The following is an 11,304-nucleotide window of genomic DNA, read 5'->3' as shown; positions in this document are numbered from 1 at the left end:
GCGCCACAAGCCGCACGCCGTCTGCATCGTCCCCGAAAAGCGCGAGGAACGCACCACCGAAGGCGGGCTCGAAGTCGCGCGCGAGGAAAACAAACTGGCCCACTTCATCGCCCCCCTGCGCGAGGCCGGGTGCCGCGTGTCGATCTTCATCGCCGCTGACATGAGGCAGATCGAGGCCGCGCACCGCATCGGCGCCGAGGTGATCGAACTGCACACCGGCGCCTATTGCGATGCCCATGCCGAAGGCCGGATGGAAGACGCCGCACGCGAACTGGAAGCGCTGCGCCAGATGTCCACCTTTGCCCATTCGCTGGGGCTCGAGGTGCACGCGGGCCATGGCCTCACCTATGACACCGTCAAACCCGTCGCCGCCTTCCCCGAGGTGCGCGAGCTGAACATCGGCCATTTCCTGATCGGCGAAGCGATCTTTCGCGGCCTGACCCCGGCAATTGCGGAAATGCGCAAACTGATGGATGAAGCGCGCGCGTGACCGACCTGCTGATCCCGCTCCCCGTCATCCTGATCGGCTGGGCTCTGGCCGGTGGCAGCCCCGGTCCGGCGACGCTGGCTATATCCGGCACGTCGATGGCGCATGGCCGGGCGGCTGGCGTGGCGATCGCGGCGGGTGTCGTGGTCGGCTCGGCGATCTGGGGCATTGCCGCGGGGCTTGGCTTTTCCGCCCTGATGCTGGCCAATGCCTGGCTGTTCGAGGCGGTGCGCTATGCCGGTGCGGCCTATCTGTTTTATCTCGCGCTCAAATCCCTGCGCTCGGCATGGCGCGGCACGACGGTCGCCTCCGTTGCGGCCCCGCGCAAGGCGTTCTTCTTCAAGGGGCTGACCCTGCACCTGACCAACCCCAAGGCAATCCTTGCATGGGGTTCGATCTATGCCATTGCCCTGGTCCCGGCGGCGGGCACCCTGTCGGTCTGGTTATTGTTTGCGGCCCTGTCCGCCACGTCGGTCACCGTCTTCATCGGCTATGCCCTGCTGTTTTCGGCCCCGCCCATTGCCCGCGCCTATCTGCGCGCCAAGCGCGGGTTCGATCTGGCCTTCGGGCTTCTCTTCGGCGCCGCCTCGCTCAAACTGCTGACCGCACGGCTGATCTGATCCGGTTCACAATCATGTGAGCAGAGGCGCGTTGCCGTAACGGCAAGCCGGATGGCATCTTGGGGTATTCATAACACGGAGGATACTTCGATGATTGCAAGAACCCTCGTTTCCGTTTTCCTTTTGACAGTCGGCGGCGCGGCTCTGGCGCAGGACGCGCAGCGCGAACTGATCCCGGTCAAGGGCGATGTCTATCTCTTCCGCAACAATTTCCATCAATCCCTGATCGTCGCCACGCCCGAAGGCACAATTCGCGTCGATCCGATCAACGCCGGTGCGGGCGCGTGGCTGAACGAAAATCTGGGCCAGATCACCGACCAGCCGGTCACGCACCTGATCTATTCGCACAGCCATCTGGACCACGCCTCGGGCGGGTCCGCCCATGATGGCGCACAGGTGATCGTCCATGCAAACGCCCCCGACGCCATCGACGGCGTAACCCCGGATCTCCGCATCGGCGACAGCCACACGCTCGAACTGGGCGGCAAGACCCTGGAACTGACCTATCTCGGCCCGGGCCATGGCGAGGACATGCTGGCCGTCGTTGTCCGCCCCGAGAATGTGGGCTTCATCGTCGATGTCGCCGCGCCCGACCGGCTGCCTTATCAGACGCTGGGCGGCGCCAATGCGGATGACTGGATCAACCAGATCAAGACCGCCATGGCACTCGATTTCGAGGTGTTCGCTCCCGGCCACGGCAAGATCGGCACGCATGAGGATCTGGCCGAGCATCTGGGTTATTTCGAAACTCTGCGCGCCGGTGTGCTTGAAGGTCTCAAGGCAGGCAAACCGGTCGCAGACATCCAGGCCGAACTGACGCTCGACGATTACAAGGACTGGGGCCAGTACGAAGCCTGGCGCCCGCTCAATATCGAGGGCATGGCAACCTACCTCACCAATGCGGGGCTTGTGAACTGAGCCGGGCTTTCAGTCGGGTGCGCGGTCAGGGGCCGAGAGGGTTGTAAACCACTCCGCCACACTGTCCGCCCAGTCCGGTTGCCGTCCATGCCCGTTTGGGCCAAGCGAGAATACCAGCGATCCGGCCTGGCACTTGGTCCATGCCTTGTTCCAGCGCGCGCCCTTGGCCGAAACGGTATCCGCCATCTGCCCGCAGCCATTGGTCTCGGCAAGGATCCCCAGAGACTTGAAAACACTGCCCTGTTCGAAATCCCAGCCGCCAAAGGTGACTTCCCGGCCTTCCAGCGGAACCGTCCGGTCGGCAAATCCGTGCGAGTGGTGCATGTGCACCGGCCCCTTGCAGCGCCGCCACATCGGCTCCCAGAAGGCACCCGAAGCCGAGGCGTAGCCGAGCGCGAAATCCGGGGTCTGGCAGGCGATATCCCAAACCATCGAGCCGCCGCGAGAGTATCCGGCCAGAAAGACCCGCTCGGGGTCGAACCCGAACCGGGCAAGTGCGTCCGCCCTGACCGCTTCCAGCGCGGCCTTGTCGTCGCGCGGCCAGCGGTGCCCGTCATGCACGCCCCAATCCAGCGCCTTGGGATTGCCGATATCGACCTGCCCCGCCGGGGCCACCACCGCAAACCCGCGCGCGGTAAACGCCCCGACCAGAGCATCATTTCCCATCACCGCTTTCGGTGTCGCCGCATAGCCGTGCAGAAAGATGACCACGGGCGCGCCCTGCACCCCGTCAGGCAGGGCCAGCAGATACTCGGTCTCGCCCGCGACACAGGGCGCATCCGGCCCGCCGCAGGTGCTTTCCTGCGCCTGTGCGCCCGATAGGAACGCCCCCAGATATAGCAGCAGTATCAGTCGGCGCATTGCGATCCTCGTTTTGTTGGTCATGCCTTTGACCGGAGTGTAGCACAGATAATTCCCGGCATCTGCTTGCCATATGGGGCCGTTTGGCGTTGATTGTGCCGACAGATTCCAGGGGGACCGCATGATTTTGGGAATTGGCACCGATCTCGCCAATATCGACCGCATCCAGCGAACGCTCGACCGGTTCGGCGATCGGTTCCGTGACCGCGTGTTCACCGAGACCGAACAGACCAAGGCCGAACGCCGCGCCGATACCGCCGGCACATATGCCAAGCGCTGGGCCGCGAAAGAGGCGTGTTCCAAGGCGCTGGGCACCGGTCTGCGCATGGGCATCGCCTGGAAGGACATGGCGGTGACGAACCTCCGCTCGGGTCAGCCGGTCATGCACGTCACCGGCTGGGCGGCGGAGAGGCTCAGGGAAATGACGCCCGCAGGCCACGAGGCGATCATCCACGTAACCCTGACCGACGATCACCCCTGGGCGCAGGCCTTTGTGGTGATCGAGGCGCGGCCCCGTCACGAAGCCGCCGCACGGCCTTGACTCGGCCCCACCGGCCCCGCATGTAGCACCCAATCAGACAAGGACTGGAGAGAGCAGTATGGCCGAGAAAGCCAAAACCGGCGGCGCCCTGTGGGAGACGATCAAGACCATCGTCTATGCCCTGTTGATCGCGGGCGTCTTCCGCACCCTGTTCTTTCAGCCATTCTGGATTCCATCCGGTTCGATGAAACAGACGCTGCTGATCGGCGATTTCCTGTTCGTCAACAAGATGGCCTATGGTTATTCCTACGCCTCATGTCCCAGCCTGATCCTGCCCCGTTTCGGCATCAACATAGATGCCGATGATATCTGCGGCTGGATGAAGGGCGACAATACCCGCATCCTGGGCGGCGAACCGGAACGCGGCGACGTGATCGTCTTTCGCCACCCGGTTTCGGGACGCGACTATATCAAGCGCCTGATTGGTCTGCCCGGTGACAAGATCCAGGTGCGCGATGGCGTCCTGATCATCAATGGCACGCCGGTCAAGCTGCAGGATGACGGCGTGTTCGAAGAAATCGAAGCACCTCAGGGGCCGCAGGGCCTGCGCCCGCGCTGCGAAAACGGGCCGGTCGGCACCGGCGGCATCTGCATCAAGTCACGCAAGATCGAAACCCTGCCGAACGGCGTGTCGCACACGATCCTGAATATCGGCGACCAGTCCTCGGATCACACCGGCATCTACGCAGTGCCCGAAGGCCACTATTTCTTCATGGGCGACAACCGCGACAATTCCAGCGACAGCCGCCTGCCGCAATCCGCCGGCGGCGTGGGGTTCGTGCCCTATGAAAACCTGATCGGGCGCGCCGACCGGATCATGTTCTCGTCCGCGGGCCGCTCGATGCTGTTCTTCTGGACCTGGCGCGGCGACCGGTTCTTCGAAGGCGTTCAGTGAAACTGTCAGCCGAAATAAAGGCCTTCGAACAGCGCATCGGCCACCGGTTCGAACGTCCCGAGCTTTTGCTGCGTGCGCTTACGCACGGCTCGGTCTCGGCGCCGACCCGTCCCGACAACCAGCGGCTCGAGTTTCTGGGTGACCGGGTGCTGGGTCTGGTGATGGCAACCGCGCTGCTGGAGGCGGACAAGACCGCGGCCGAAGGCCAGCTGGCCCCCCGTTTCAACGCGCTGGTGCGCAAGGAAACCTGCGCCGATGTCGCCCGCCAGGTCGATCTGGGCGCGGTGCTGAAACTCGGACGCTCCGAGATGCTGTCGGGCGGGCGGCGCAAGCAGGCTCTGCTGGGCGACGCGATGGAAGCGGTCATTGCCGCCGTCTATCGCGATGCCGGGTTCGAAGCCGCCCGAGACGTCATCCTAGCCCTCTGGGGCGACCGTATCCACAAGGTCGAGGCCGACGCCCGCGACGCCAAAACCGCGCTTCAGGAATGGGCCCAGGCGCGCGGCCAGAAACCACCCAGTTATGTCGAGGTCAAACGCAGCGGGCCCGATCACGCACCGGTCTTCACCATCGCCGCCCGGCTGCAGGACGGAACCGAAGCGCAGGCCACAGCGGGTTCGAAACGCCAGGCCGAACAGGCCGCGGCCAAGGCGTTGCTGGATCGCCTGAGCCAGTCGTGAAGTTGGGCGCCTCCGGCGCGCTCTTTTTGACTTTCGATTGAGGGACGCTGTCCCTCAAAATACCCCGGGGTGAATTGCCCGCAGGGCAAGAGGGGCAGCGCCCCTTTTTCTTTGCAGTTGCGCGGCGCGAATCCCTCTGGTCCGCCACGGCAAACTCCTGTAGGGGTGCGGCCCTGCTAGCAGGATAGAAAACTGATGACCACACGCGCCGGATTTGTTGCCCTGATCGGTGAGCCCAACGCGGGCAAGTCCACTTTGTTGAACCGCATGGTCGGGGCCAAGGTCTCGATCGTGACGCACAAGGTTCAGACCACCCGCGCCCGCATTCGCGGCGTCGCGATGGAGGGCGAGGCGCAGCTTGTCTTTGTCGACACGCCAGGTCTGTTCAAGCCGCGCCGTCGGCTCGACCGCGCGATGGTCGCGGCCGCCTGGGGCGGGGCAGCGGATGCCGATATCGTCGTGCTGATGGTCGAGGCCCATCGCGGCATCACCGAAGGGGTGGAGCGCATTCTGGAGGGTCTGGGCGAGATCGGCCAGGGCCGCAAGGTCGCGCTGGCAATCAACAAGATCGACAAGGTGCAATCGGACGTGCTGTTGGGCCTGACCAAGGATCTGAACGACCGTTATCCCTTTGCCAAGACCTTCATGATCTCGGCCGAGCGCGGGTATGGCGTCGAGGATCTGCGCAAATGGCTGGCCCAGCAGCTGCCCGAGGGGCCGTGGCTGTATCCCGAAGATCAGATCGCCGATCTGCCGATGCGCATGATCGCCGCCGAAATGACGCGTGAAAAGCTGACCCTGCGCCTGCATCAGGAACTGCCCTACCAACTGACGGTCGAGACGGAAAGCTGGCAGGAACGCAAGGATGGCTCGGCCAGAATCGATCAGGTCATCTATGTCATGCGCGACGGCCACAAGGGCATCGTTCTGGGCAAGAAGGGCGAGACGATCAAGGCCGTCAGTCAGGCCGCGCGGGCGGAACTGGAAGAGTTCCTCGACCGCAAGATCCACCTGTTCCTGCAAGTGAAAGTCCGGCCCAACTGGCTGGAGGAATCCGAGCGCTATTCGGAAATGGGTCTGGATTTCAAAGACGGCAACGCATGACCCGCCTGACGGCCGATTTCTGGGTTCACGCCTATCTGGCGCGGCTCCGGTTTTTGGAAATCCCCGCCTTTGTCGTGGCCCATGGCGATGACACCGCGGGCGCGGTTTTGGTCAAGCTCAACACGCTCGACGGGCAGGCCACCGCCTTTCAGCGCAGCTTTGATCTGATGAGCGGTGAACGCATATGGGTCGAACTGTCCTCTGGCCCCGAGGGCGACGTGGATCACGCCATCCAGCGCCAGCGCAGCTTTGACCCCGACCTCTGGGTGATCGAGGTCGAAGACCGGCAAGGCCGGCACCTGCTGGGCGAAGAGGGGCTGGAGTAGCGGGCCAGATGCATGTCGGTTTTGAGCCCACTTCGACCGATGCTGCACCAAGCATGAACGGCAGCTTTTAATCACAGGCTCAAAAACCTCTCAAAACCCCAAACCTGTTGTCATAGGTCTATGTAACAGCTAAGCCATTGACCGCTCACGTTCCGATTGTACGTGACAAAAACCACCGTTTCGGATACCTATTATGGTGCAAGTCCTCTGGTGAAAGACTCCTGTGCCGAAAATACATAAATTTGCGCCTTTGGGTGCTATACTTCTTGTCGCGCACACTGGCGTCTCATATGCTAATTCCTGTCCCCCACCAATTGAAACGGACTTACAAGGCGAGACGCTGCCTTCCCAGAAAGATCATATCCTAGAATCTTTAAAGTTGATGGTCGTTTCACCTGACAGCGCGATATTTTCAGGATTGCTAAACTTGAGTACCTATGGAGAGCTAGAGCTGCGCCCAGAGAACACTTGGATACAGACCCAGAGCCAAGAGCGGGAAATAAATGGTTATTTGGGGGCCAGTACTATCACAATTTTTGAGGCTTACACCTTTACTGGGAACATAATGACTAATGGTCAAATCAACAGGCTTGAAAACGCTTCGGTTCAACTAAACGTTACTTGCTTTACAGACGGCTCAACCGAGTGTTCCACGTCTCTGCCAATCGATACACCCATTACTTTTGGTGGATTTTTTTTTGAAAGTCCTGCTCGCATAGTTAAAAATGGGTCATTTTGTGGTGACTATTTAGAAAATTCGTTTTTTCAGAATGTCATTAATCCAATCGACATCAAAAACATCGCTGAAATCTGGGAAGGTAATTAAGTTGGACACACTCTTTAACGCAACCGTTGAATACCAGGGGCTATCTGGGACGGATCTTTCTACGATTCAAAATGTTGTTCAAAAATTTGATGCTCTTGGAGGATATTCATTTACTAGATCGAATGTGACTTTCACGACAGATCTCCAATGGTTCAAGCAAAATGCTGGATTTGATCCAACTCAACTGGGGTATAATGCAGTTTTCAGCCAGAATATCGCCGGTCAACATACAATCTGGATTCGAGATGATAGCGTATCCGACGCCATTGTATTGCACGAATTAATGCACGGAACTCACCGGGGTTTAGGGCCAAATGCACTTCATACTCCTGAGTTTTATTTACAGCATGGCGAGATCTCTGACGAGCTTGGACTTACGCGCCACGCTTGGCACTCTCCTTCACGCGGCACAACTTATTCCCCGAGTGGTGATTTCAATGGAGGAAACCAGTTCTCTGCAGCGGTCGCAAAATATGGCCTTTCAGATGAACAACTGCAACGCCTTGTCGAGTTAGATGGGGAACTTGGGGTGGTAGTTCTAAGAACTCATTTGGAAAGGTTTTATGATTCTGCAGAAGTGACAGCTATCGCTTCCAAATATGAAGAGTTTACTGGGAATGTATTGCCCGGAAGTTGTTTCGGCCCTGAAGTGCCTATCGACATGTGGCCGCTTGATCTTGAATTCGCACCTGATCCGAACAACCCGTACAAGCAATACGACCAAGAGGCGGTACGCGCCAAAATCTGGAAGAAGCCGATTGAGCTGATCCGTGTCGGCGATTACGTCGTTTCGCACGACAAGAATGGCAACATGGTTCCGGGCTATGTCCCGCGCACCATGACCAATGATGTCAAAATTCTGCTCGATTTTCACGGAACGGCTGTGACCCCCGGCCACGTCTACTATCGCCCTGACAGCAAGAAAGCCGAAAAATACGAGACCCTGATCGACGTGCTGCGCGACGACGGCATGATCGAGCACCGTGACGGCATAAAACTTCGCGCCGCAACTAATGTCCCTGTCGGCGATCCTCGCGATGGTTTCGTCCAAGCGGTCACGCAAATACGCAAAGCAGACGGCACGGTTGTGAAGAACGATGAAGGCCGAATCCGTCTTGGCACACGCTTCCTTGTCGGCGAAGGCAAAACCCGCAAATCGTTCGCCGTGGCTGACCTGATTGAACACGGTGGCGGTGTTGTCGGTGATGACGAGCTGATCCGCGTAGGTGATGGCGAACCTATGCCGTTCCTCTGGGATTTTGGTGAGACACTGCCCAAGCCAGAGGATTTTATACTGGCCTGTTCCGGCACAACGCTTGAGGACATCTACAAAGCAGCTGAATGGGAAAGCCAAGGCCCGCGCCTAGCTGCCCCCATGGTGCTGGATCGCGGCCCTGTTCAACCGCTCAAAGGCACTGCACTGTCAGCCATGCCGCGCAACGAACCGCTTGACGTGGTGCATTCGCCAAGTGCCTCTGCCAAACCGCAACGGACACTGAACCGCAAACAGCGCAAGACGATGGAAGCCAAGCAACGCAAAGCGGCCAAGATGCGCAAGCGTGTGGCGGTCTGAGCTAGTGAGCGATGATGCCCCCAAAACGTTTACGCAGGTTTTCAGCCCCAGTGACTACGGGTTCAAAAAGTTCGAGTGGGTCAAAAAGCCCACTCACGTCCCTGAACCACGCACACAAACGCTCTACGGCATTGAAGTAGAAGATGCGGATGGCAATCCCATGCCATATTTCGCGCATCCAAAACCATTCAAGGATTCGCTGAACTGAGCCAGCCCAACTCAACAGCAAGCAGGCGATTTTCCTGAAGCAGCCATTGGTGCGCTTGCAGCGAATTCACAGTTTGTCCGCTTAGATCACTAGCCCCCTGTCGTCGGACCAAGCGATTCACGTATCTTTCCGCGTTAGATGCGCAAAACCATTGCAGAACGGAACCCTTCGCGATTTTCTGGGAACACCACAGCTTTTTCACCGACAAGACCCCGAATTGGACTGGCGCGATCACGGCATCCTACTGACCTCTCGCCGCCACGGCGAAACCTCGGCGATTATCGAGGTCTTTACCGAATCCCACGGGCGTCATGCCGGTGTGGTGCAGGGCGGGACCAGCCGCAAGATCGCACCGATCCTGCAACCCGGCGCGGCCGAGCAACCGATCAACTGCGCCACCGCCCAGGGCGACATTCGCGCGCTCAATTCCGAGCTTGATCATGTCAACAAACAGCAGGCGCTCGACATTGCCGCCGTCACGCCCGCAGGCGCACTGATCGGGCTTGTGGCCGGCACCGAAAAGAAGCGCTTTGAAATGCTGACCGGCGAATATCAGCAAAGGCTCAAGGCGCGGATCGCTGCGATCAATAAAAAGTGCAAATGATGCCTATGTGATTTGCCGTGGCCGGTGTAATGGGGCACGGCAGGCTTCATTCCCTGTTCAACGGCACCGGGTTCCTGATGGCGCGCGAAAAACCGATTTCATTTGCAAGGCTCACCGAGGTTCCGCTCGGCGACATCGTGGCGCATATGTCCGATCCCCGCATGGCCGAACACATGCCGTTGCTGACATTTGCCTGGGATGACGCAGTGGCGCGGGAATTCGTCACCACCAAAGAGGCCTGCTGGCAGCGCGACGGGCTGGGGCATTGGGCGATCCTGCTGGACGGGGCCTATGCCGGCTGGGGCGGATTTCAGAAAGAAGAAGGGGAGTGGGATTTCGGCCTGGTGCTCAAGCCCGACCGTTTCGGGCTTGGCCTTGCGATCACGGCCAGAATGCTCGCCTTTGCCCGGCATGACCCGCGCATTCCCCATGTCACCTTCCTGCTGCCGCCCACGCGGCGGCACCTTGGCGCGCTGCGGCGGTTGGGTGCGGAATACGTGGGAGAGGTCGACCATGCCGGCGCCCGGTTCCGCAAGTTCCGGCTGGACACCGACTGAACCGGTCCCTTGCCGCGCCGAGGCGTTTGAGGGCAAGGTGGCGGCGACGGCAACGGCAGGGATGGGCGATGGACTGGCGGGATCACGGCATATTGCTGAGCACGCGCCGCCATGGCGAGACCTCGGCCATCATCGAGGTCTTCACCGAAACCCATGGCCGTCACGCGGGCGTGGTGCGGGGCGGCGCCAGCCGCAAGATCGCCCCCATCCTGCAACCCGGCGCCCAGCTGGATGTTACCTGGCGCGCCCGGCTTCAGGAGCATCTGGGCGCCTTCCATGTCGAACCCCTGCGCTCGCGCGCGGCGGCGGCGTTCTCAGGACGTCTGCCGCTGGCGGGGCTGAACGCGGTGGTGGCGCTGCTCTCGTTCTGCCTGCCCGAACGCGAACCGCACCCCGGCCTCTACAAACACTCGGAACAGCTGATGGACCTGCTGGGTCAGGATGAGGTCTGGCCGCTGGCCTATCTGCGCTGGGAGCTGGCGCTGCTCAAGGAGCTGGGCTTCGGCCTCGATCTTGGCCGCTGCGCGGTGACCGGCGCGACCGAGGGGCTGGTCTATGTCTCGCCGAAATCGGGTCGCGCGGTGACCGCGCAGGGGGCGGGCGAATGGGCCGACCGCATGCTGCCGCTGCCGCCCTGCCTGCGCGGGCAGGGGCCGTCGCCCGATGCCGAGGTGGCGCAGGCGCTGACAACAACCGGGCATTTCTTCGAACACCGCGTTGCGCCCGCGTTGGGCCATCACCCCCTGCCCGAGGCGCGCTCCCGCTTTGTCGATCTCTTCACTCGGTCGCTGTGAACACCATCTCGTGCCCCGCATCGTTGCGCAGGATCAGCACCTCGCCCGACACCTCCGACAGGGTCATCGCCATCAGCGCCGCGAAATAGGTGCCCTCGGCCTCAAGGTCCGGGCAGGCCTTGCGCGTCGCCGCGATATCGCGCACCTCGAACCAGGGATAGGGCGCATCCAGCACGCCGGAATAGGCGTTGCAGGGGGCCTGACCGGCAACCTTTCCCGGTTCGGGAAAGGTCAGCGTCGCCGTGGCGGCAAAAACCTCGCCGTCGATTTCCTGCAACCCCCATGTCCGGTCCGCCGCACCATAGGCGGC

At 60.8% G+C, this 11,304-nt stretch carries 15 protein-coding genes and 1 pseudogene; 14 read left to right on the top strand and 2 right to left on the bottom strand.

Going from position 1 to position 11,304, the window contains the following annotated elements; translation table 11 throughout:
* From AC2FNB_RS18885 to AC2FNB_RS18875, 3 genes are all read left to right on the top strand, one after another.
* The coding region (locus tag AC2FNB_RS18885) for a pyridoxine 5'-phosphate synthase (RefSeq protein ID WP_496748391.1) at positions 1 to 490 on the top strand (490 nt) is incomplete at its 5' end.
* Positions 487 to 1,107: a LysE family transporter gene (locus AC2FNB_RS18880; RefSeq protein ID WP_496748390.1), complete on the top strand. Its 621-nt coding sequence runs from the start codon at positions 487 to 489 to the stop codon at positions 1,105 to 1,107. The genes AC2FNB_RS18885 and AC2FNB_RS18880, both read left to right, overlap by 4 nt.
* A 90-nt stretch (positions 1,108 to 1,197) precedes the next feature.
* The gene (locus AC2FNB_RS18875; RefSeq protein ID WP_496748389.1) at positions 1,198 to 2,025 is read left to right on the top strand and encodes an MBL fold metallo-hydrolase; all 828 of its coding nucleotides are present in this window, start codon (positions 1,198 to 1,200) and stop codon (positions 2,023 to 2,025) included.
* Between the two features lie 9 nt (positions 2,026 to 2,034).
* On the opposite strand, the gene AC2FNB_RS18870 is transcribed toward AC2FNB_RS18875, so the two are convergent.
* Positions 2,035 to 2,886 carry a CE1 family esterase gene (locus tag AC2FNB_RS18870; RefSeq protein WP_496748388.1) on the bottom strand — a complete coding sequence of 284 codons (852 nt, stop codon included), beginning with the start codon at positions 2,884 to 2,886 and terminating at the stop codon, positions 2,035 to 2,037.
* Positions 2,887 to 3,007: 121 nt separating this feature from the next.
* Between AC2FNB_RS18870 and acpS the strand changes: the two genes are divergently transcribed.
* From acpS to recO (AC2FNB_RS18815), 11 genes and pseudogenes are all read left to right on the top strand, one after another.
* Complete coding sequence (gene acpS, locus AC2FNB_RS18865) at positions 3,008 to 3,427, top strand: holo-ACP synthase (protein ID WP_480752052.1); 420 nt, start codon at positions 3,008 to 3,010, stop codon at positions 3,425 to 3,427.
* 58 nt (positions 3,428 to 3,485) lie between these two features.
* A complete protein-coding gene (gene lepB / locus AC2FNB_RS18860; RefSeq protein ID WP_480752051.1) occupies positions 3,486 to 4,322 on the top strand; it encodes a signal peptidase I in 837 nt (278 codons plus the stop codon).
* Complete coding sequence (rnc, locus tag AC2FNB_RS18855; protein WP_480752049.1) at positions 4,319 to 5,002, top strand: ribonuclease III; 684 nt, start codon at positions 4,319 to 4,321, stop codon at positions 5,000 to 5,002. Before lepB ends, rnc begins: the two co-directional genes overlap by 4 nt.
* 195 nt (positions 5,003 to 5,197) lie before the next feature.
* Positions 5,198 to 6,106 (top strand): GTPase Era, encoded by a 909-nt coding sequence (gene era, locus AC2FNB_RS18850; RefSeq protein ID WP_480752047.1) that lies wholly within the window; start codon positions 5,198 to 5,200, stop codon positions 6,104 to 6,106.
* The gene (locus AC2FNB_RS18845) at positions 6,103 to 6,432 is read left to right on the top strand and encodes a DUF1491 family protein (RefSeq protein ID WP_496748387.1); all 330 of its coding nucleotides are present in this window, start codon (positions 6,103 to 6,105) and stop codon (positions 6,430 to 6,432) included. Before era ends, AC2FNB_RS18845 begins: the two co-directional genes overlap by 4 nt.
* Before the next feature lie 427 nt (positions 6,433 to 6,859).
* Complete coding sequence (locus AC2FNB_RS18840) at positions 6,860 to 7,258, top strand: hypothetical protein (protein WP_496748386.1); 399 nt, start codon at positions 6,860 to 6,862, stop codon at positions 7,256 to 7,258.
* Between the two features lies 1 nt (position 7,259).
* The gene (locus tag AC2FNB_RS18835) at positions 7,260 to 8,831 is read left to right on the top strand and encodes a hypothetical protein (protein WP_496748385.1); all 1,572 of its coding nucleotides are present in this window, start codon (positions 7,260 to 7,262) and stop codon (positions 8,829 to 8,831) included.
* Positions 8,832 to 8,835: 4 nt separating this feature from the next.
* On the top strand, positions 8,836 to 9,039 hold the full coding sequence (locus AC2FNB_RS18830; RefSeq protein ID WP_496748384.1) for a hypothetical protein: 204 nt from the start codon (positions 8,836 to 8,838) through the stop codon (positions 9,037 to 9,039).
* A 217-nt stretch (positions 9,040 to 9,256) separates the two neighbouring features.
* Positions 9,257 to 9,412 (top strand): annotated as a pseudogene (gene recO / locus AC2FNB_RS18825) (DNA repair protein RecO); the annotation flags it as partial.
* A 308-nt stretch (positions 9,413 to 9,720) separates the two neighbouring features.
* Positions 9,721 to 10,200, top strand: a complete 480-nt coding sequence (locus tag AC2FNB_RS18820; RefSeq protein WP_496748393.1) for a GNAT family N-acetyltransferase — start codon at positions 9,721 to 9,723, stop codon at positions 10,198 to 10,200.
* 68 nt (positions 10,201 to 10,268) lie between these two features.
* Positions 10,269 to 10,994: a DNA repair protein RecO gene (gene recO / locus AC2FNB_RS18815; protein ID WP_496748392.1), complete on the top strand. Its 726-nt coding sequence runs from the start codon at positions 10,269 to 10,271 to the stop codon at positions 10,992 to 10,994.
* Here the strand turns inward: recO (AC2FNB_RS18815) and AC2FNB_RS18810 are convergent.
* The coding region (locus AC2FNB_RS18810; protein WP_496748383.1) for an META domain-containing protein at positions 10,978 to 11,304 on the bottom strand (327 nt) is incomplete at its 5' end. The genes recO (AC2FNB_RS18815) and AC2FNB_RS18810 overlap by 17 nt on opposite strands.

The sequence above is a fragment of the Ruegeria sp. BHSB058 genome, from assembly GCF_059613285.1.
Note: the sequence above shows the minus strand (reverse complement) of the source record. Positions and strands in the feature narration are given on the sequence as shown.